At 70.7% G+C, this 18,058-nt stretch carries 18 protein-coding genes, 2 tRNA genes and 1 pseudogene; 9 read left to right on the forward strand and 12 right to left on the reverse strand.

All coding sequences use genetic code 11. From position 1 onward, the window contains the following. Positions 1-77: 77 nt before the first annotated feature. The 4 genes from rsrA to ACIBAF_RS15380 all read right to left on the reverse strand — a co-directional run bounded on the left by rsrA (position 78) and on the right by ACIBAF_RS15380 (position 2,789). Positions 78-380 carry a mycothiol system anti-sigma-R factor gene (rsrA, locus tag ACIBAF_RS15365; RefSeq protein WP_399463693.1) on the reverse strand — a complete coding sequence of 101 codons (303 nt, stop codon included), beginning with the start codon at positions 378-380 and terminating at the stop codon, positions 78-80. Then, positions 377-1,072 carry an RNA polymerase sigma factor SigR gene (gene sigR, locus ACIBAF_RS15370; RefSeq protein WP_399463812.1) on the reverse strand — a complete coding sequence of 232 codons (696 nt, stop codon included), beginning with the start codon at positions 1,070-1,072 and terminating at the stop codon, positions 377-379. The genes rsrA and sigR overlap by 4 nt, the downstream gene beginning before the upstream one ends. A gap of 270 nt (positions 1,073-1,342) precedes the next feature. Then, the gene (locus ACIBAF_RS15375; protein WP_399463694.1) at positions 1,343-1,972 is read right to left on the reverse strand and encodes an alpha/beta family hydrolase; all 630 of its coding nucleotides are present in this window, start codon (positions 1,970-1,972) and stop codon (positions 1,343-1,345) included. Between the two features lies 1 nt (position 1,973). Beyond that, entirely contained in the window at positions 1,974-2,789 is an 816-nt protein-coding gene (locus tag ACIBAF_RS15380) for an SOS response-associated peptidase (protein ID WP_399463695.1), read from the reverse strand. 104 nt (positions 2,790-2,893) lie between these two features. Between ACIBAF_RS15380 and ACIBAF_RS15385 the strand changes: the two genes are divergently transcribed. The 4 genes from ACIBAF_RS15385 (at position 2,894) to ACIBAF_RS15400 (ending at position 6,446) form a co-directional block, all read left to right on the forward strand. Continuing rightward, positions 2,894-3,616: a M50 family metallopeptidase gene (locus tag ACIBAF_RS15385; protein WP_399463696.1), complete on the forward strand. Its 723-nt coding sequence runs from the start codon at positions 2,894-2,896 to the stop codon at positions 3,614-3,616. Between the two features lie 48 nt (positions 3,617-3,664). Continuing rightward, positions 3,665-5,014 (forward strand): 3-phosphoshikimate 1-carboxyvinyltransferase, encoded by a 1,350-nt coding sequence (aroA, locus tag ACIBAF_RS15390; protein ID WP_399463697.1) that lies wholly within the window; start codon positions 3,665-3,667, stop codon positions 5,012-5,014. Positions 5,015-5,025: 11 nt separating this feature from the next. Continuing rightward, positions 5,026-6,036 (forward strand): ribosome small subunit-dependent GTPase A, encoded by a 1,011-nt coding sequence (rsgA, locus tag ACIBAF_RS15395; protein ID WP_399463698.1) that lies wholly within the window; start codon positions 5,026-5,028, stop codon positions 6,034-6,036. Between the two features lie 86 nt (positions 6,037-6,122). Further along, complete coding sequence (locus ACIBAF_RS15400; protein WP_399463699.1) at positions 6,123-6,446, forward strand: DMT family transporter; 324 nt, start codon at positions 6,123-6,125, stop codon at positions 6,444-6,446. 47 nt (positions 6,447-6,493) lie between these two features. On the opposite strand, the gene ACIBAF_RS15405 is transcribed toward ACIBAF_RS15400, so the two are convergent. After that, on the reverse strand, positions 6,494-7,096 hold the full coding sequence (locus ACIBAF_RS15405; RefSeq protein WP_399463700.1) for a TetR/AcrR family transcriptional regulator: 603 nt from the start codon (positions 7,094-7,096) through the stop codon (positions 6,494-6,496). 140 nt (positions 7,097-7,236) lie between these two features. Between ACIBAF_RS15405 and hisN the strand changes: the two genes are divergently transcribed. From hisN to ACIBAF_RS15425, 4 genes and pseudogenes are all read left to right on the forward strand, one after another. After that, positions 7,237-8,037, forward strand: a complete 801-nt coding sequence (hisN, locus tag ACIBAF_RS15410) for a histidinol-phosphatase (protein WP_399463701.1) — start codon at positions 7,237-7,239, stop codon at positions 8,035-8,037. 212 nt (positions 8,038-8,249) lie between these two features. Continuing rightward, positions 8,250-8,642 carry a cyclic nucleotide-binding/CBS domain-containing protein gene (locus tag ACIBAF_RS15415; RefSeq protein ID WP_399463702.1) on the forward strand — a complete coding sequence of 131 codons (393 nt, stop codon included), beginning with the start codon at positions 8,250-8,252 and terminating at the stop codon, positions 8,640-8,642. Between the two features lie 129 nt (positions 8,643-8,771). Further along, positions 8,772-9,188: a Fur family transcriptional regulator gene (locus ACIBAF_RS15420; protein ID WP_399463703.1), complete on the forward strand. Its 417-nt coding sequence runs from the start codon at positions 8,772-8,774 to the stop codon at positions 9,186-9,188. 124 nt (positions 9,189-9,312) lie between these two features. After that, positions 9,313-9,658: pseudogene (locus ACIBAF_RS15425) on the forward strand (hypothetical protein); the annotation flags it as partial. A 131-nt stretch (positions 9,659-9,789) separates the two neighbouring features. On the opposite strand, the gene ACIBAF_RS15430 reads toward ACIBAF_RS15425, so the two are convergent. From ACIBAF_RS15430 to ACIBAF_RS15445, 4 genes are all read right to left on the reverse strand, one after another. Continuing rightward, positions 9,790-9,863 (reverse strand) — tRNA-Met (locus ACIBAF_RS15430). A gap of 241 nt (positions 9,864-10,104) precedes the next feature. Continuing rightward, complete coding sequence (locus ACIBAF_RS15435; protein ID WP_399463704.1) at positions 10,105-11,940, reverse strand: tetratricopeptide repeat protein; 1,836 nt, start codon at positions 11,938-11,940, stop codon at positions 10,105-10,107. A 206-nt stretch (positions 11,941-12,146) separates the two neighbouring features. Beyond that, positions 12,147-12,220: transfer RNA gene (locus ACIBAF_RS15440), tRNA-Met, on the reverse strand. A 40-nt stretch (positions 12,221-12,260) separates the two neighbouring features. Beyond that, entirely contained in the window at positions 12,261-15,248 is a 2,988-nt protein-coding gene (locus ACIBAF_RS15445) for a UPF0182 family protein (RefSeq protein ID WP_399463813.1), read from the reverse strand. Positions 15,249-15,412: 164 nt separating this feature from the next. Between ACIBAF_RS15445 and ACIBAF_RS15450 the strand changes: the two genes are divergently transcribed. Next, positions 15,413-15,955, forward strand: a complete 543-nt coding sequence (locus ACIBAF_RS15450) for a PPA1309 family protein (protein WP_399463705.1) — start codon at positions 15,413-15,415, stop codon at positions 15,953-15,955. A gap of 34 nt (positions 15,956-15,989) precedes the next feature. Here the strand turns inward: ACIBAF_RS15450 and ACIBAF_RS15455 are convergent, their stop codons facing one another. The 3 genes from ACIBAF_RS15455 to ACIBAF_RS15465 all read right to left on the reverse strand — a co-directional run bounded on the left by ACIBAF_RS15455 (position 15,990) and on the right by ACIBAF_RS15465 (position 18,022). Then, positions 15,990-17,084 carry a PDZ domain-containing protein gene (locus ACIBAF_RS15455; RefSeq protein ID WP_399463706.1) on the reverse strand — a complete coding sequence of 365 codons (1,095 nt, stop codon included), beginning with the start codon at positions 17,082-17,084 and terminating at the stop codon, positions 15,990-15,992. A 54-nt stretch (positions 17,085-17,138) separates the two neighbouring features. Next, complete coding sequence (locus tag ACIBAF_RS15460; protein ID WP_399463707.1) at positions 17,139-17,303, reverse strand: hypothetical protein; 165 nt, start codon at positions 17,301-17,303, stop codon at positions 17,139-17,141. Positions 17,304-17,563: 260 nt separating this feature from the next. Next, positions 17,564-18,022: a molybdenum cofactor biosynthesis protein MoaE gene (locus ACIBAF_RS15465; protein ID WP_399463709.1), complete on the reverse strand. Its 459-nt coding sequence runs from the start codon at positions 18,020-18,022 to the stop codon at positions 17,564-17,566. Between the last annotated feature and the right edge of the window lie 36 nt (positions 18,023-18,058).

Consider the following 18,058-nt stretch of genomic DNA (forward strand, 5'->3'; position numbering starts at 1 on the left):
CCGGGGGCGGGTCCGCGGGCGTATCACCCGCGGATTAGCACATTCGGGTGACGCCGACGCGATCACGAGTCCTGGGGTCAGGACTCCTGTGGCGTGGCGGTCACGTCGTGTTCGGGGACGGCCTGACCGGAGCGGATCAGGTCGAGCCGGCCCATGACCTTGGCGCGCAGGTCGCTCGGCACGTCGTCATGCCCGCAGCACCGCTTGACCAGCTTCTTCACGGCCTCCTCCAGCCCGTACTTCTCCAGGCAGGGGGAGCACTCCTCGAAGTGGTGCTGGAACTTGTCCCGGTCGAGAGGAGGCATCTCGCTGTCGAGATACTCGTACAGGTGGTCGAGGACCTCACTGCAGTCCGTCTCGTGCGGATCTCCGCAGCTCATGAGCCCGAACCTTTCGCTTCGTTCGACTCTCCGGCGCCGACCGGGACCAGTCCGCGCTCACGGGCGTAGTCCTCGAGCATGCCGCGCAGTTGACGACGGCCCCGGTGCAGCCGGGACATCACCGTGCCGATGGGTGTCCCCATGATGTCCGCGATCTCCTTGTACGCAAAGCCCTCGACATCGGCGAGATAGACGGCGATGCGGAACTCCTCGGGGATCGCCTGCAGTGCTTCCTTCACGTCCGAGTCGGGCAGGTGGTCCAGCGCCTGCGACTCGGCGGAGCGCAGACCTGTGGACATGTGCGACTCGGCGCGCGCCAGCTGCCAGTCCTCGATCTCCTCGGCCGCGGAGCGCTGGGGTTCGCGCTGCTTCTTGCGGTACGAGTTGATGAAGGTGTTGGTGAGGATCCGGTACAGCCAGGCCTTGAGGTTGGTGCCCTCACGGAACTGGTGGAAGGACGCGTACGCCTTCGCATACGTCTCCTGCACCAGGTCCTCGGCGTCCGCCGGGTTGCGCGTCATGCGCAGGGCGGCCGAGTACATCTGGTCGAGGAACTCGAGCGCGTCCCGCTCGAAGCGCGCACTGCGCTCGGCGGTGGACTCCCTGCCCGTGTCCCCGCTCACGCCCTGGCCCTCGGGCAGCTCCGCCTGGCCGTTGTCGGTCCCTGCGTCGGTACCGGTGACCGGACCCACCTCCTCAAGATCGCGGGCGGGACCGAAACCGATCCCACTCGAATCGGAGGATAGACGACTACCCGTGCCCGCCGCCGCTCGAATAGGAGCGGTCTTGGCCGCGTGCAGCACCGTCCAGTCCAGATCGGCGCGGCTGCTGGCGGTCGGGCAGATGGTCGAACCCATGCGGCGGACTTCCTCTCCCACTGACGTCGGTGCCGGATGTTCAGCACTTCTTGTCCGCCTCAACAGCGAGCCGCCCTTCCCCATTCCCCGGCCCTTACGCCTGGCCTAACCCAGTGACGCGATCCACTCGACGACCGAGGCGGTGACGACCTCCAGCGCCTGCTCCTGGGTGATCGAGGCCCGCTTGGGCACGGCGAACCCGTGATCGCCGTACGGCACTTCGACGAGTTCGTACGCGCCCTCGGGGAACTCCCCGGGCCTGCCGAAGGCGTCGTGTCCGCCCTGGACGACGAGGGTGGGGACCCCGGCGCCGAGCAGTTCGTCGGCGCGGGACTTCTCCGGCTTGCCCGGGGGGTGGAGCGGAAAGCCGAGCGCGAGCACGGCGTGGGCGCCGAGCTCGGTCGCGGTACGGCAGGCGACCCGCGCGCCCGCCGACCGACCGCCGGAGATCACCGGCAGGCCGGGCCGGGCGACGGCCGGCCAGATCCCGCGCCAGCCGACGTCGAGGGTCTTCGGCGCGGCGGCGACCTTCTTGCCGGCCACTCGCCAGGGCTGCTCCACGAGGGCGACGCTCACCCCGTGCCCTGGCAGCACCGCGGCGAGGGCCTGAAGGTCCCGGGCCTCGATGCCGCCGCCCGCGCCGTGGCTGACGGCGAGGACGAGCTCGGGCTGCTCGGCGGGGCGCCAGGTGATGCGGGCGTCCCCCGCGTCCGTGCCGATGATCTCAGTGGTCACGCTAGAAGAGTGTGCCCTCTTCCGGCCCCTCCAGCTCCTTCAGCAGCTCCGGGCCGTTGTTGCGGACGTTGCTGACGGCCGTGGACACCGGGTAGGCGCGCATCAGACCGGCCGGCGGGGGTTCGAGGAGCGAGCGCAGGTCCTCGACGTCGGTGCGCGCCGGGTCCAGCCAGGCGTCCCACCGGTCCGGGGTGAGCATCAGCGGCATCCGGGGGTGGATGTCGGCGAGGGCGTGCGGCCCGTCGGCGGGGGCCACGGCGAGCGGGGAGGTCTCCGCCTCGGTCGTGATCACCGAGCACGTCACCCACCAGGACCGCGGATGGTCGTCGGGCAGGGTGCGGTCGCGCCAGAACTCGTACAGCCCGGCCATCGCGAAGACCGAGCCGTCGGCCGGCAGCACGAAGTAGGGCTGCTTGCGCGCCCGCTTCTTCTTCCCCTCGACCTCCAGCTCCCGCTCGTCCTTGGCCGTGACCCACTCGTAGTAGCCGTCGGCGGGCAGGATGCAGCGCCGGGCGGCGAAGGCACGGCGGTAGGAGGGCTTCTCGTGGACGGTCTCGGCGCGCGCGTTGATCATCCGGGCGCCGCCCTCGGGAGTCTTCGCCCAGGAGGGCACAAGCCCCCACTTCAGCTTGCGCAGCTGGCGAACCGGGCGCTTGTCGTCGACGTCTTTCAACGGACGGTCGAGGACGGCGTAGACCTCCTTGGTCGGCGCCACGTTGTAGTCGGGCTCCAAGGTCTCCTCGGGCTCCCACTTGTCGATGTCAAAGACTCCTGCGAGATCCTCGGGCCTGCGACTCGCTGCATACCGTCCGCACATACGTGCCACACTGCCAGGCCCACCCGTCACCCGACCACCACCCCCCGACGACGGCGCTACGCGCCGACCCCTTTCGATCCGACCAGAGGGAGCCACAGCACAACATGGAGAGCACCGCCGCCCTCGCGCTGCCCGACCTGTGGGACCGGCTCGTCGGCACCCAGTCCGACCCCGACCTGTGGGTGGTGATCGCCACCGCGGTCGCGGCCCTCGCGGTCGTCGTCCCGCACAGCCTCTGGCGTCTCTCGCGCAACGCCATCACCATCGCCCACGAGGGCGGCCACGGCCTGGTGGCGCTGTTGACCGGCCGCCGGCTCACCGGAATACGCCTGCACTCCGACACCAGCGGCCTGACCGTCAGCCGCGGCAAGCCGCACGGCCTCGGCATGATCCTCACGGCGGCCGCCGGCTACACCGCTCCGCCGCTGCTCGGCCTGGGCGGCGCCGCCCTCCTCGGCGCCGGCCGCATCACCCTCCTGCTGTGGGTGGCGACGGCCCTCCTGGTGGTGATGCTGGTGATGATCCGCAACGCCTACGGCGCCCTGACGGTCCTCCTCACCGGCGGCACGTTCCTGCTGGTGTCCTGGCTGGCCGGCCCTCAGGTGCAGGCGGCCTTCGCGTACGCGGTGGTGTGGTTCCTGCTGCTCGGCGGAGTCCGCCCGGCCTTCGAACTCCAGGCGAAGCGCTCGCGCGGCGGAGCGGGCGACTCGGACGCCGACCAGTTGTCCCGCCTGACCCACGTACCGGCGGGCCTGTGGCTGTTCCTCTTCCACGCGGTGAGTCTGTGCGCGCTGATGGGCGGGGGCAGGTGGCTGCTGGCCCTGTGAGGTCGGCGGCGCCGCACTCGGATGTCGGCCGGAGACTAAAGTGGGCGCATGCCCGTGAACCCCGCACACACCGCCCTCTGGCCCGCCCCGCACGCGAGCGAGGCCGTCGACGCGACGGTCCACGTGCCGGGGTCGAAGTCCGTCACCAACCGCGCCCTCGTCCTCGCCGCGCTCGCCTCCGAGCCCGGCTGGCTGCGCCGCCCCCTGCGCTCCCGCGACACCCTGCTGATGGCGGCCGCCCTGCGCGAGATGGGCGTCGGCATCGAGGAGACCGTGTCGTCCAGCTCCTCCGGCGCGGGCAGCCCCGACGGCACCGGTGAGGCCTGGCGCATCCTCCCCGCGGGGCTGCGCGGACCGGCCACGGTGGACGTCGGCAACGCCGGCACGGTGATGCGGTTCCTGCCGCCGGTGGCGGCCCTCGCCGACGGCCCCGTCCGCTTCGACGGCGACCCGCGCTCCTACGAGCGCCCGCTGAACGGCGTCATCGACGCGCTGCGCGTCCTCGGCGCCCGGATCGACGACGACGACCGTGGCGCGCTGCCGCTGACCGTGCACGGCTCGGGCGCGCTGGACGGCGGGCCGGTGGAGATCGACGCGTCCTCGTCGTCCCAGTTCGTGTCGGCCCTGCTGCTGTCCGCCCCCCGCTTCAACCAGGGCGTCGAGGTCCGTCACATCGGCTCCTCGCTGCCCTCCATGCCGCACATCCGGATGACCGTGGACATGCTGCGCGCGGTCGGCGCCCAGGTGGACACCCCCGAGTCGGGCGGCGAGCCGAACGTCTGGCGGGTCACGCCGGGCGCCCTGCTCGGCCGGGACCTGACGATCGAGCCGGACCTGTCCAACGCCCAGCCGTTCCTGGCGGCGGCGCTGGTGACGGGCGGCCGGGTGCTGATCCCGGACTGGCCGGCCCGCACCACCCAGCCGGGTGACCGGCTGCGCGAGATCTTCACCGAGATGGGCGGCTCCTGCGAGCTGGCCGACTACGGCCTGGTCTTCACCGGCTCGGGCTCGATCCACGGCATCGACGTCGACCTGGGCGACGTCGGCGAGCTGACCCCGGGCATCGCGGCGGTCGCCGCCCTCGCGGACTCCCCGTCCACCCTGCGGGGCGTGTCCCATCTGCGTCTGCACGAGACGGACCGGCTGGCCGCGCTCACCAAGGAGATCAACGAGCTCGGCGGCGACGTCACCGAGACCGCCGACGGCCTGCACATCCGCCCGCGCCCGCTGCACGGCGGGGTCTTCCACACCTACGACGACCACCGCATGGCGACGGCCGGTGCGATCATCGGCCTGGCGGTGGAGGGGGTGCGGATCGAGAACGTGGCGACGACGGCGAAGACCCTGCCGGACTTCCCCGACCTGTGGACCGGGATGCTCGGGGCGTCCGGGGTATAGGGACTCTCACCATGCGCCGCTACGGCAAGCACACCGACGAGGACGACATCCGCAGCCGCCCCAACCGCAAGGGCAACCGGCCTCGTACGCACATCCGGCCCAAGCACGAGGACTCCGTCGAGGGCATGGTCCTCACCGTCGACCGGGGCCGGCTGACCTGCCTCGTCGAGGACCGCGTCGTCCTGGCGATGAAGGCCCGTGAACTCGGCCGCAAGGCCGCGGTCGTGGGCGACCGGGTCGCCCTGGTCGGCGATCTGTCCGGCAAGAAGGACACCCTCGCCCGCATCGTCCGCATCGCGGAGCGCACCTCGGTGCTCCGCCGCACCGCGGACGACGACGACCCCTACGAGCGGGTCGTCGTCGCCAACGCCGGCCAGCTCGCCGTCGTCACGGCCCTGGCCGACCCGGAGCCCCGCCCCCGTCTGATCGACCGCTGCCTGGTGGCGGCCTTCGACGGCGGTCTGACCCCCCTCCTGGTCATGACGAAGTCGGACCTGGCGTCTCCGGACAAACTGCTGGAGCTGTACGGCCACCTCGACATCCCGTACGTCGTCACCAGCCGTGAGGAGCTGGACAACGGCGACGCGGCGGAGCGGGTGCGCGAGCAGCTGGCCGGGCGGATCACGGCGTTCGTCGGGCATTCCGGCGTCGGCAAGACGACCCTGGTCAACGCGCTGGTGCCGGAGGAGCGTCGGCGGGTGACCGGCCATGTGAACGCGGTGACCGGCCGCGGCCGCCACACCACGACCTCGGCGCTGGCGCTGCCCCTGGCGGGCACGGACGACTGGGTGATCGACACCCCGGGCATTCGGTCCTTCGGCCTCGCCCACGTCGACCCGGCCCGGGTGATCCACGCCTTCCCCGACCTGGAGCCGGGCACCGAGGGCTGCCCGCGCGCGTGCAGTCACGACGAGCCGGACTGCGCGCTGGACGCGTGGGTGGCCGAGGGCCACGCCGACCCGGCACGGCTGTACTCCCTGCGCCGGCTGCTCTCCACGCGGGAGCGCACGGAAGGCGACTGACCACCGCGTTGTTTGCGTCGGCCCGAGTCCGGTAAGTGCATAATCGCACCGAGCCGGACCGGGCCGGACCAACGGAGGGACAGCACATGGCGTGGCTGCTGGTCGTCGTGGCCGGATTGCTCGAGACCGGTTTCGCCGTCTGCCTCAAGCTGTCCCACGGCTTCACCAGGCTCTGGCCGACCATCGCCTTCTGCGCGTTCGCCCTCGGCAGCTTCGGCCTGCTGACCCTCTCCCTGAAGAAGCTCGACGTGGGCCCGGCCTATGCCGTGTGGACGGGCATCGGCGCAGCGGGCACCGCGATCTACGGCATGATCTTCCTCGGCGACCTGGTGTCGATCCTGAAGATCGTCTCGATCAGCCTGGTGATCATAGGGGTGATCGGCCTGCAGCTGTCGGGCTCCGCCCACTAGGACGCCAGGTCACCAGGTCACCAGGACGCCGGGCGCTACGCCTTGAACTACCGGTGCAACGCACCCCTCACCAGTTCCGCGACCCCGTCCTCTCCCGGCGGCGGCGCGGACACGCAGGACAGGGCGAGGCGGACGGCGAGTTCGCAGGAGCGGGCCAGGTCGGCTGCGTCGGCCCGGACGGCGCCGGGCCCGGAGAGCACCGCCACGGCCCGGTCGCGGACGGCGCCCACGAGGTCGCCGGGCGAGGGCAGCGGCCCGTCCGCCCGCCGCTGCGCCGGCACCGAGGAGGAGGACGGCACCGCCGAGAGCGTCGGCGCGGGCAGGCGTTCGCTCCAGAAGCCGGTGAGGACGGCCCGCACGAGGTCGTTCTCGCGGGCGGCCGAGGTGGTCCACTCGGCGGTCGCGGTGAGCCGTTCCCGGGCGTCGCCGTGCACGGCCAGCGCCCGCTCGACCCCGGCGAGGTACCCGTCGGCCTCGCGTCGGACAAGGGCCCTGGCCAGGCCTTCCTTGCTCCCGAACTCGTTGTACAGCGTCTGCCGGGACACCCCGGCCGCGGCGGCGACGTCCACCATCCGCACCGCGGGCCACGGCCGTTGCTCAAGCGCCTTGAAGGCGGCGTCCAGTAGGGATTCCCGCGCTGCAGGCATCATCGCCTCCCTGGGGCGAGCGGCTTGGTGCCCAGGTTTGACGCGCACGGGGGCACTGTCAAGGGTGCGCGGGGGCACAAGCGCCCTGTCCGCACTCCGGCCGGGTGTGGCCCCGTCCTCCCCTGCCGGATACGGTTCGTCCCATGCCGGACTACCTCGACGACCTCCGTCTCGCGCACGTCCTCGCGGACGCCGCCGACGCCGCGACCATGGCCCGTTTCAAGGCCCTCGACCTCAAGGTCGAGACGAAACCGGACATGACGCCGGTGAGCGAGGCCGACAAGGCCGCCGAGGAACTGATCCGCGGCCAGCTCCAGCGGGCCCGTCCGCGGGACGCGATCCTGGGCGAGGAGTACGGCATCGAGGGGACCGGCCCCCGCCGCTGGGTGATCGACCCGATCGACGGCACGAAGAACTACGTGCGGGGCGTGCCCGTCTGGGCCACGCTCATCTCGCTGATGGAGGCGGGAGAGGACGGCTTCCAGCCCGTCGTCGGCGTCGTCTCCGCGCCCGCGCTGGGCCGGCGCTGGTGGGCCGCGAAGGAGTACGGCGCCTTCAGCGGCCGCAGCCTCGCCTCCGCGAGCCGCCTGCACGTCTCCCGCGTCTCGAAGCTCTCCGACGCCTCCTTCGCGTACTCCTCGCTCACCGGCTGGGAGGAGCGCGGACACCTGAACGGCTTCCTCGACCTGACCCGCGAGGTGTGGCGCACGCGCGCGTACGGCGACTTCTGGCCGTACATGATGGTCGCCGAGGGCTCGGTCGACCTGTGCGCGGAACCCGAGCTCTCCCTCTGGGACATGGCCGCCACCGCGATCGTCGTGACGGAGGCCGGCGGCGTCTTCACGGGCCTCGACGGCCGACCGGGCCCGCACAGCGGCAACGCGGCCGCCTCCAACGGCCTGCTCCACGACGAGCTGCTGGGCTATCTCAACGAGCGGCACTGAACATCACGCCGGTGAACATCACGACGAACATCACGCCGGTGAACCACAGATGAGCGCGTGCGCCCTCAATTGGACGCACGCGCCCTCTTGTTGACCCGGGCTTTGCCTGCGACTCTGAGCTCACCCTCATTTGTGAACTTGTGCAGTCCCGAGGGGCGTCTCCGACGCCGGACTCGAACTGCCAGGGATTCGTAGGAGGTGACTCCGAACCCATGCTCGTCCGCGACGCCATGAGCACGGTGGTCCTCACCATCGGCCCCGCACACACCCTCCGTCAGGCCGCCGCCCTGATGTCCGCCCGTCGCGTCGGCGCGGCCATCGTCCTGGACCCGGACGCCGGCGGCATCGGCATCCTCACCGAACGGGACATCCTCAACTCCGTCGGCCTGGGTCAGGATCCGGACACCGAACGCACCCACGCCCACACCACCAACGACGTCGTCTTCGCCGCCCCGACCTGGACCCTGGAGGAGGCGGCCCGAGCCATGGCCCACGGCGGCTTCCGCCATCTGATCGTCCTCGACCGCGACGGCCCGGCCGGCATCGTCTCCGTCCGCGACATCATCCGCTGCTGGGCGCCGGTCCGACAGCAGGTACCGGCCTGAGCGCACCCCGGGCTCCCGACCCTCCGTCCACTCATCCGCGAGAGCTGAATTGGATTCAGTCCAATTCAAGATGATCTCTAAAGTCACACCCATTCGGGACCTGGTCCGGCTGGCTGCTAGGCTGGATTCATGAGTGACCTTCTGGAGCGGCTGCGCGGGCGCGGATGGCGTATGACCGCGCAGCGGCGCGTCGTGGCCGAGGTGCTCGACGGCGAACACGTCCACCTGACCGCCGAAGAAGTGCACGCCAGGGCCGTCGCCCGCCTGCCCGAGATCTCCCGAGCGACCGTCTACAACACGCTCGGCGAGCTGGTCTCCCTCGGCGAGGTTCTCGAGGTCGCCACCGACAAACGAGCCAAGCGCTACGACCCGAACGCACACCGCCCGCACCACCACCTGGTGTGCGCCCAGTGCGGCGCGATCAAGGACGTCCACCCGAGCGGCAACCCGCTGGCCGACCTCCCCGACTCGGAACGCTTCGGGTTCACGGTCTCGGACGTCGAGGTGACGTACCGCGGCGTCTGCCCGGCCTGCGCGGCGGCGTAACTCCGTCATATCGCCGGGAGTCGTGGGAGAGCCGTATCCGAAACTCGGCGCACGTGATCCGACCCGAACCTTGGGCCGGGGCCAGGGCGCGGTGACGCCCTCGGGCTGCGGCAAGTCCACCCTGCTGCGCATCGCGGCGGGCACGCTGAGCGCGGAGTACACGGCTCCGCTGCAGGTCGCGCTCGACAAGGGCGAGTTCGAACGGGAGGGCCTGGACGTCACCCTCAAGGTGCTGCCCACGCCCGAGGCCCTGCCGCTGCCGGCCAAGGGGACGTCGACGCCCTGTAGCGGCCCCGGAGGCGGCCGTCATGAACGGCGTCCGGCCCGGCTTCGACATCCGCTGGACAGCGGGGAACTTCTCCCCCGACCCCGGCTCGAAGAGCGGCCTGTGGGTGCGGCTGAAGGACGGCGAGACGGCGGCGGACGCCACGATGTCCGACCGCCGGCTGGGCACGATGATCGGCAAGGGAGAAGGACCCGGCGTTCCACGCCCGCTCTCCCCGAGTCGGGAACGGTGAACCGGAGCCTGTACGAGGAGGCTGTCGGCCATGCACACGACTGAGGGCCGGAACCCTTTCGGATTCCGGCCCTCGGCCTTCAGTAGCGGGGACAGGATTTGAACCTGCGACCTCTGGGTTATGAGCCCAGCGAGCTACCGAGCTGCTCCACCCCGCGTCGATGAATGCAACGTTACGTGAAGGCGGCCCCCAAAGGCAAATCAATAAGCCGGACCCCCACCCGCACCTACTTTTCACAGGCTGACCGACCCTTCCAGCCCGTCCGGCATGTGAAGACGAGGCCCTTCAGGGCCGACAGCGGGGGTCTGGGGGCGCAGCCACCAGAGGGCACGGGACCGCAACACCGGGTTCCCCTGACCCCCGCTCAGCACAAGGCGCCGCCCCCGCACAGCGCAGCGTCACGCAGACAGCTCTTCGCGCAGCGCGTCCCGCAGCCGCGCCGCCCGCTCGGCCACCTCCCCGGGCCCGAGCGACACCGCCCGGTCCGCCCACCGCTGCCCCTCCGCCAGCTCGCCGCGACGCGCGTAGACCAGGGCGAGCCGCAACGCCGCCCGCCCGTGCCCGGCGTCAGCCGCCCGCGTCCACCACACGGCAGCCTCGGGCTCACTCCCTTCCCGCGCGAGCAGCAGCCCGAGGTTGAAGGCGCCGTTGCGCGACCCGGCCTCCGCGGCCGTCCGGTACCGCCGGGCCGCCTCCACCACGTCGCCCCGGGCGGCGGCCAGCATGCCGACCCGTACCTGCGCCCGCCGATGTCCCTGCGTCGCTGCCCGCTCGTACCACTCCTCGCACTCGGTCTTCTCGTGCACGATCTCCCCGAGCTCGTGCGCCGGCTGCGGCGGCCGCCGCGCGTCGAGCACGGCCGCCAGCCGGTACGCGGCCTCCGCGCTGCCCCCGCCGGCGGCGCACCTCAGATGCCGTTCGGCCTCCTGCTCGTCCCCGTCCCGCAGGCGCGCGATGCCGACCTGCAGTGCCGCCTCGGTGTGCCCGGCGGCCGCCGCCCGCTCGTACCAGCGCTGCGCGACGCCCTCCTCGCCGCGCCCCGCGAAGAGGATCCCGAGGTTGAAGGCGGCGTCGACGCTGCCCGCCTCCGCGGCCTTGGAGAACCACGGCTCGGCCCCGGCGGTGTCGCCGCCCTGGAGCAGCAGGATGGCGAGCGCGTTGGCCGCCTCCCGGTGCCCGGCGTAGGCGGCGCGCCGGTACCACTGCTCGGCCTGCGCGGTGCGGCCCTGCTCGGCGCAGAGCAGGGCGAGGTTGTAGGCGCCGTTGTCGTCGCCTGCGTCCATCGCGGCCCGGTACCAGCGTTCGGCGGTCTGGGTCTGTCCGCGCTCGGCGTGCAGCGCGCCCAGGGCGTTCGCGGCGTTGCCGTCGCCGTCCTGGGCGGCGCGCAGCCACCAGATGGCGGCGTTCTCCGTGTCGCCGGCGTCGCGCAGCAGGAACCCGAGCGCGCAGGCGGCCCGCGCCTCGCCGTCCTTGGCGGACGTCAGATACCAGCGCCCGGCCTCCTTCAGCTCGCCCCGCTTCTCCAGGATCGTCCCGAGGTGCAGCGCGGCCCGCCGGTGCCCGCGCGCGGCGGCCTGGCGGTACCACTGCTCGGCCTCGGCCCGGACGCTGTGCTCCTTGGGGTCCTCGCGCTCCTCGTGGTCCCTGTGATCAAGAGCGCGGGCCAGCCGATAGGCGGCTTCCCGGTGACCGCGCTCGGCGGCGGCCCGCATCCACTGCTCGGCCCCGGGGTCCCCGCGGTGCTCCAGCAGGTCGGCGAGGGCGTACGCGCCCAGCGCATGCCCCTGCTCGGCGGACTGGCGCAGCCAGTACTCGGCGGCCGGCTCGTCCCCGCACTCACGACGGTGGCGGCCGAGCGCGTGCGCGGCCGCGGCGGAGCCGGCGACGGCGGCGACCCGCCACCAGCCGGCGGCCTCGTCGGGGTAGCCGCGCTGGTGGAGGAGGACACCCAGGTTGTTGGCGGCGGCCCGGTCGCCCTCGGCGGTGGCGGTACGCAGATGGGGCTCGGCTCCGTCGAGGTCGCCATGGCGCAGCAGCATGGCCCCGAGGACGCTCATGGCCTCGACGTCGCCGGCTTCCGCCGCGAGCCGCAGGCGCATCTCCTCGACGGCCTCCCCCGTCTCGACGGCGTCCGCCGTCTCGTCCCGGCTCTCGTCCGGGGTCGCTTCCTCACCGGAAGGCTGCACAAATCGCCCTGTCTCGAACAGAGTTGCCTTGTCCCCCATAACGTCCATCGTCGCACCACCTGCAACCCGGGTACACCTGGTATACCGCGGCCCGTAAGGTCACTTCAGCGTTTTGTCGACATGCCCACAGAGAGACAAGTCAAACACAGATCGCCCAACTCCCCACAGCGGCGCGGCCATCACTCCCCCCGGCACATGCGTTCGCACACCACGAAGGCCCGGATCCGTTTCCGGATCCGGGCCTTCGTTTTCAGTAGCGGGGACAGGATTTGAACCTGCGACCTCTGGGTTATGAGCCCAGCGAGCTACCGAGCTGCTCCACCCCGCGTCGTGTTCCACAACCGTACCACGACGCGGGGCGAACATGATCAGCCGCTACTTGGGCTGGGACTCGGACTCGGACTGGCCTTACTGCCGGAGCCGCTGCCCGACCCGCCGCTCGGGCTCGCCGAAGGCTTCGGACTCGGGCTGCTGCTCGCCTTGGCGCCCTTGTCGGCCTCCGCCTGCGCGTCCTCGGCCCGCTTCAGCGCGGCCTCGAGATCCTTCTGCGCCTTGGCGTACGCGTCCCAGTCGGGCTTCTTCAGCGCCTCCTGGCCGGCCTGGAAGGCCTTCTGGGCGTCGGCCAGCGCCTCCCGGACCGTCGGGTTGCTGGACGTCGGCGGTGGGGTGGTGCCGGTGCCGGTGCCCTCGTCCGTCGGCGGCGGGGTCGTGCTCTCCGCGCCGAACACCTTGTTGAGAGCCTCGTCCAGGGTGTCCTCGAAGGCGGTGTTGCCTCCGTAGGTCACCAACACCTTCTTCAGCAGCGGGTACTTGAGTCCGCCACCGCGTACGTACACGGGCTCCACGTACAGCAGGCCGCCGTCCAGGGGCACCGTCAGCAGGTTGCCGTACTCGATGTCCGAGTCGCCGCCCTTCAGAAGTCTGATGGACTCGGCGATGTCCTGTTCGGAGTTGAACTGGCTCTGGACCTGTTTGGGTCCGTCGACGGTCGTGCTCGTCGGCAGTTTCAGGACTCTGATCTTGCCGTAGTCGGGCGTGCCCGCCTCGGAGTCGACTGCCATGAACGCGCTGAGGTTGTCCCGGCCGTTGGGCGTGAACGTCGTCGTCAGCGAGAACGCCTGCGACTTCTGGTCGGGCATCTTCATGCTCAGGTAGTACGGCGGCACCGCGTCGCCCGACTTGTTGCTCGGGTCGTCGGGCACCTGCCACACCTCGCTGCCGCTGAGGAACGTCGTCGCGTCCTTCACGTGGTAGCGGCTGAGCAGTTCGCGCTGGACCTTGAACAGGTCCTGCGGGTACCGGAGATGGGCCATCAGGTCGGCCGAGATGGACGACTTGGACTTCACCGTGCCGGGGAACGCCTTCATCCAGGTCTTCAGGACCGGGTCCTCGGTGTCCCACTGGTACAGCTTGACCTCGCCGGTGTACGCGTCGACGGTCGCCTTCACCGAGTTGCGGATGTAGTTGACCTGGTTCTGCTGGGCCACCACCGCGCGGTTGTCGTTGGTGGCGGTCAGCGAGTCGGCCGTCGTATCGCCGAGGGTCGTACGGGAGGCGTACGGGTATCCGTTGGTCGTGGTGTACGCGTCGACGATCCACTGGATCTTGTGGTTCACCACCGCCGGGTAGGCGTCGCCGTCGATGGTCAGCCAGGGGGCGACCGCCTCGACGCGCTCCTTGGGCGTGCGGTTGTACAGGATCCGCGAACCGTCGCCGATGGCGCCGGAGTACAGGATCTGCGGCTCGCCGAACGCCACCGCGTACGCGGCCCGGTTGACCGGGTTGGAGAGGTTGACCCCGCTCTTGCCGGTGTAACTCGTGGTCTTCTCACCCGCGTCGTCGGAGTAGTCGATCTCCTTCTGGGGACCGCCGACGATCGAGTACGTGGTCGTCTTCTCCCCGTAGTACACCCGCTGCTCGTAGGTGCCGAGCTCGCCCTCGGAGGGCAGGTTGGACTCGGTGAAGACCGGGCGGCCCTCGGCGTCGGAGGTGGTGCCCTTAGCGGCGACCACGCCGTAACCGTGGGTGTAGCGGAAGTGGTTGTTGATCCAGTTCTGCTTGTCGACGCCCGCGAAGTTCAGCTCACGCAGACCGATGACGGTGTCCTCGTCGGCGCCCTTCACGTTGTAGCGGTCCACGTCCAGGTTGGTCGGGAACGCGTAGTACTTCCGCATCTGCTGGAGCTGCTGGAAGGTCGGGGAGACGATGTTCGGGTCGAGGACGCGGATGCTGGCCGTGGCGTCGACGTCGTCGCGCAGCGTCGTCTTGTCCTTGGTGGTGCTCGTGCCCGAGTACTCGGTGACCTGCGCGCCGTCGATGCCGTACGCCTCGCGCGTCGCCTTGAGGTTCTTCTCTACGTACGGGGCTTCCTTGGCCTGCTCGTTCGGCTGGACCTGAAACTTCTGGACGATCGCCGGGTACAGCCCGCCGATGAGGATCGCCGAGAGGACCATCAGGCCGAAGCCGATCACGGGCAGCTGCCAGGTGCGCCGCCACAGGGTGGCGAAGAACAGCAGCGCGCAGATGACGGCGATGCAGAACAGGATCGTCTTGGCCGGCAGATAGGCGTTGGCGTCGACGTACCGCAGGCCCGTCCAGTTGTCCGTCGCCTTGAAGTCGCTGGACTTCACCGCCAGGCCGTACCGGTCGAGCCAGTACGCGACGGCCTTCAGCGTGACGAAGATGCCCAGCAGCACCGACAGGTGTCCGGTGGCCGCGGCGGTGGCGCGCGCGCCCGGGCTGGTGACGCGCAGCCCGCCGTAGAGGTAGTGGGTGAGCGCGGCGGCGATCAGGGCGAGGATCGTGGCGGCGAAGCCGAAGCCGAGCAGGAACCGGTACCAGGGCAGGTCGAAGGCGAAGAAGGAGACGTCGAGGTGGAACTGCGGGTCCTTCTGGCCGAAGGACACACCGTTGACCCACATCAGCCACGTCCGCCACTGACCCGCCGCGGAGGCGCCGGCGATGAGGCCGACCAGGGCGGTGATGCCGAGCAACAGCCACGTCTTGTACGGCGCGATGCCCATGCGATAGCGGTCGAGGCTCTGCTGCTCGACCGACATCGCGCTCAGCGGCGGCCGCATCCGGTGGGCCAGCCAGATGTTGAAGCCGACCGCAAGGGCCATCAGCAGGCCGAAGACGAAGAACAGCCCGATCTTGGTCCAGAGCGTGGTCGTGAACACCGACGAGTAGTGCACCGAGCGGTACCAGAGCCAGTCCGTCCAGAACCCGGCGAACATGGTGAACGCCATGCCGAGGACGGCAAGGACGCCCAGTGTCATGAGCAGCGTCCGGACGCGCCGGGACGGGCGGCCCACTCTGATCCGCGGCCCCGTGGGGCCTCCGCCGCGGTCCGGCATCTGGAAAGCCAAGGTGCGCACCTCGAAAGTCGCAGTTGATCCGTCAGGCCCGCGTGTTCGTGGACCGTTCGTGGCCCCCCGTGATCGCGGGCCCACACCTATGCAACTTACTCACCGTTTACTCGGTTCCCGATTCCGGCCAGGAACGAGAGAGGATTGTGACCATGTCCAACACTCCCATGGCGGCGAGCCCGCTCACCCGGGCCGTGCTCGAGATCGACGAGTACGCCTCCGGCCTCGGCTGGGACCAGCCCGCCCGCCTTTTCGCCCTCGTAGACACCGCTCGGCTGCGAGCCCAGGAACCGTCGCTCGCCGCCCAGCTCGGCCTTCAGGACGAGCCCGAGACCACCGGTCTCACCCCGATCGAGCAGGACGAAGTGCCAACGGGCAAGCCGCTCGACGAGTTCCTCGCCACGATCGCGTGGCCCGACGCGGTCGTCGGCTGCGCCCTGACCGTGGAGCGTCTGATGCTGCCCCCGTCCGCCGAGGCGCAGGTCCCGAAGGGCCTGAGCGACGCGAAGCTCACCAAGTGGGTCGCGGAACACCCCGACCGCCAGGAGGTCCGGATGACGGTCGGCGTCCTGCGCGACGGCACCCGTGACTCGGCCCTGCGCCTGCGCGAGAAGGACGCGCCGACGGAGGTCCTCACAGGCGCGGGCCTGGTGCCGGGCCTGGCGGAGGCGCTGTCGGCGACGTTCGCGGAGTAACCCGCGCGTCGTTCGGCCTACTCGGCTGCTTCGCCTACTTCGTCGTGCACTTGGGCAGGTCGGCGGTGTCGCCGCTGCGGATGTCCTTCAGGGCGGTGAGGGCGTCGTCGATGGTGTTCACCTTGACGAGCCTGAGCCCCGAGGGAGTGTCCTTGGCGGCGGCCGCGCAGTTGTCCGCGGGGGTCAGGAAGTACTGGGCGCCCTGACTGCGCGCGCCGACCGTCTTCATCTCGATGCCGCCGATCGGTCCGACCTTGCCGGCGTCGTCGATGGTCCCGGTGCCGGCGACGAACTTGCCGCCGGTGAGGCTGCCGGGGGTGAGCTTGTCGTAGATGCCGAGCGCGAACATCAGACCGGCGCTGGGTCCTCCGACGTCGGCGAGCTTGATGTCGATGGTGAACGGGAAGGTGTGGTCGGTCCCGGCCGAGATCCCGACGATGGCCCGCTTTGCGCCGGTGTCGTCGGAGGTCGCGGTGGTGATGGTGACGTCCTGGGTCTTGGTCGCCGCCCGGTTCGCCTTCTCGGCGGCCGCCTGCTCCTTCGCCGGGACGATCCGGAAGACGACCTTCTCCCCCGCCTTGTGCTTGGTCACCAGCTTCGCGACGTCACCGGGTTCCTTCACCGCGGCGCCGTCCACGGCCTTGATCACGTCACCGGCGTGCAGCCTGCCCTCCGCCGGGGAGCCCTTCACGACGGTCGAGACGATCACCCAGGACGTCACCGGGATGTTCAGCTCCTTCAGGGCGGCGACCTTGGCGCTCTCCTGGGACTGGCTGAACTCCTCGGCGTTCTCCTGGGTCGACTGCTCCTCGGTCTTGCCGTCCGGGTACAGCGTGTCGTGCGGCACGACCTTGTTGTCGTGCGCGAGCCATCCGTAGACGGCCTCGACGAGGTTCATGCGGTAGTCGGCGCTGGTGACCCGCACCGTGGTCATGTTCAGGTGGCCGCTGGTCGCGTACGTCTTGCGCCCCGCGATCTGCAGCACCGGCTCGCCGCCGTGCTCGCCCAGTGTGTTCACCGTCGGCCCCGGGGACATCTCCGCGTACGGCACGGGGATGAGTACGCCCGCGCACAGGAGCGCGATCAGCATCAGGGTGGAGGCGAGCATCGTCGCGGTGCGGCGTGGCATGCCTCGACAGTACGTGACGCGTCTGTCAGCGCACCGTCAGGGCTGCCACCCGGGTCACGCACGCGAGTGGGGCTTCTCCATGGCCGCGCGGAAGCGGGCGTATCCGTCCAGCTCAGGGCCGTCGCTGCGGGCCTTCCGGGTCCGGTTGGCCCAGCTGCCCCACAGACCGGCGCCGATCGCGGCGACCAGCGGAATCAGCAACCACGCGAGCGCAGCCATGCCGACCTCCCAACCCCGATGTGCCACCGCAACTGACTGATCAGCAGATTAACCATCCGCACTGACAACGCTCACGGCAGGGGGCCGGTTACGCAACCGGACGGGTGGTCGGCAGGGCGTAGCGGACGGGCATCGCGGGGGCGCTGCGGGCTCAGCAGGCGCCGACCCGCCCTCCCGTCGCCCGACCACCACCCCTCAACGACGGCGCTACGCGCCGACCCGCCCTCCCGTCGCCCGACCACCACCCCTCAACGACGGCGCTACGCGCCGACCCATTCATCAGTACCGTCGGAGAACGTCTGGTGCTTCCAGATGGGCACCTCGTGCTTGAGGTCGTCGATCAGCTTCCGGCAGGCCTCGAAGGCCTCCCCCCGGTGCGGACACGACACGGCGACGACGACGGCGAGATCACCGACGCGGAGATCCCCGATCCGGTGCACGGCGGCCAGCGCCCGCACCGGGTACTCGGCGACGACCTTCTCGGCGATCCGCCGCATCTCCGCCTCGGCGCTGGGGTGGCAGGAGTACCCGAGCGCGTCGACGTCGGCGCCCCCGTCGTGGTTGCGCACGGTGCCCACGAACAGCGCCGTCCCACCGGCCGCGTCGTCCCCTACGGCCTTGAAGACCTCGTCCAGGGAGAGCGCCGTCTCACGAACGGCGATCAGCTTGATGGGATCGTGCGCTGCCTGCTCGCCGGGATGGTGGTTGGTGGCTGCCATACCCCCATCGTGCCGCACGCCGGAAGGCAGGCGAAA

The sequence above is a fragment of the Streptomyces sp. NPDC051677 genome (genome assembly GCF_044453465.1).
Taxonomy (GTDB): Bacteria; Actinomycetota; Actinomycetes; order Streptomycetales; family Streptomycetaceae; genus Streptomyces.

Coding starts and splice junctions, on each gene's coding strand:
- rsrA (WP_399463693.1), bottom strand. CDS start 380: ATGAGCTGCGGAGATCCGCACGAGACGGACTGCAGTGAGGTCCTCGAC.
- ACIBAF_RS15380 (WP_399463695.1), bottom strand. CDS start 2,789: ATGTGCGGACGGTATGCAGCGAGTCGCAGGCCCGAGGATCTCGCAGGA.
- ACIBAF_RS15385 (WP_399463696.1), top strand. CDS start 2,894: ATGGAGAGCACCGCCGCCCTCGCGCTGCCCGACCTGTGGGACCGGCTC.
- aroA (WP_399463697.1), top strand. CDS start 3,665: ATGCCCGTGAACCCCGCACACACCGCCCTCTGGCCCGCCCCGCACGCG.
- rsgA (WP_399463698.1), top strand. CDS start 5,026: ATGCGCCGCTACGGCAAGCACACCGACGAGGACGACATCCGCAGCCGC.
- ACIBAF_RS15400 (WP_399463699.1), top strand. CDS start 6,123: ATGGCGTGGCTGCTGGTCGTCGTGGCCGGATTGCTCGAGACCGGTTTC.
- ACIBAF_RS15405 (WP_399463700.1), bottom strand. CDS start 7,096: ATGATGCCTGCAGCGCGGGAATCCCTACTGGACGCCGCCTTCAAGGCG.
- hisN (WP_399463701.1), top strand. CDS start 7,237: ATGCCGGACTACCTCGACGACCTCCGTCTCGCGCACGTCCTCGCGGAC.
- ACIBAF_RS15415 (WP_399463702.1), top strand. CDS start 8,250: ATGCTCGTCCGCGACGCCATGAGCACGGTGGTCCTCACCATCGGCCCC.
- ACIBAF_RS15420 (WP_399463703.1), top strand. CDS start 8,772: ATGAGTGACCTTCTGGAGCGGCTGCGCGGGCGCGGATGGCGTATGACC.
- ACIBAF_RS15435 (WP_399463704.1), bottom strand. CDS start 11,940: ATGGACGTTATGGGGGACAAGGCAACTCTGTTCGAGACAGGGCGATTT.
- ACIBAF_RS15445 (WP_399463813.1), bottom strand. CDS start 15,248: ATGCCGGACCGCGGCGGAGGCCCCACGGGGCCGCGGATCAGAGTGGGC.
- ACIBAF_RS15450 (WP_399463705.1), top strand. CDS start 15,413: ATGTCCAACACTCCCATGGCGGCGAGCCCGCTCACCCGGGCCGTGCTC.
- ACIBAF_RS15455 (WP_399463706.1), bottom strand. CDS start 17,084: ATGCCACGCCGCACCGCGACGATGCTCGCCTCCACCCTGATGCTGATC.
- ACIBAF_RS15460 (WP_399463707.1), bottom strand. CDS start 17,303: ATGGCTGCGCTCGCGTGGTTGCTGATTCCGCTGGTCGCCGCGATCGGC.
- ACIBAF_RS15465 (WP_399463709.1), bottom strand. CDS start 18,022: ATGGCAGCCACCAACCACCATCCCGGCGAGCAGGCAGCGCACGATCCC.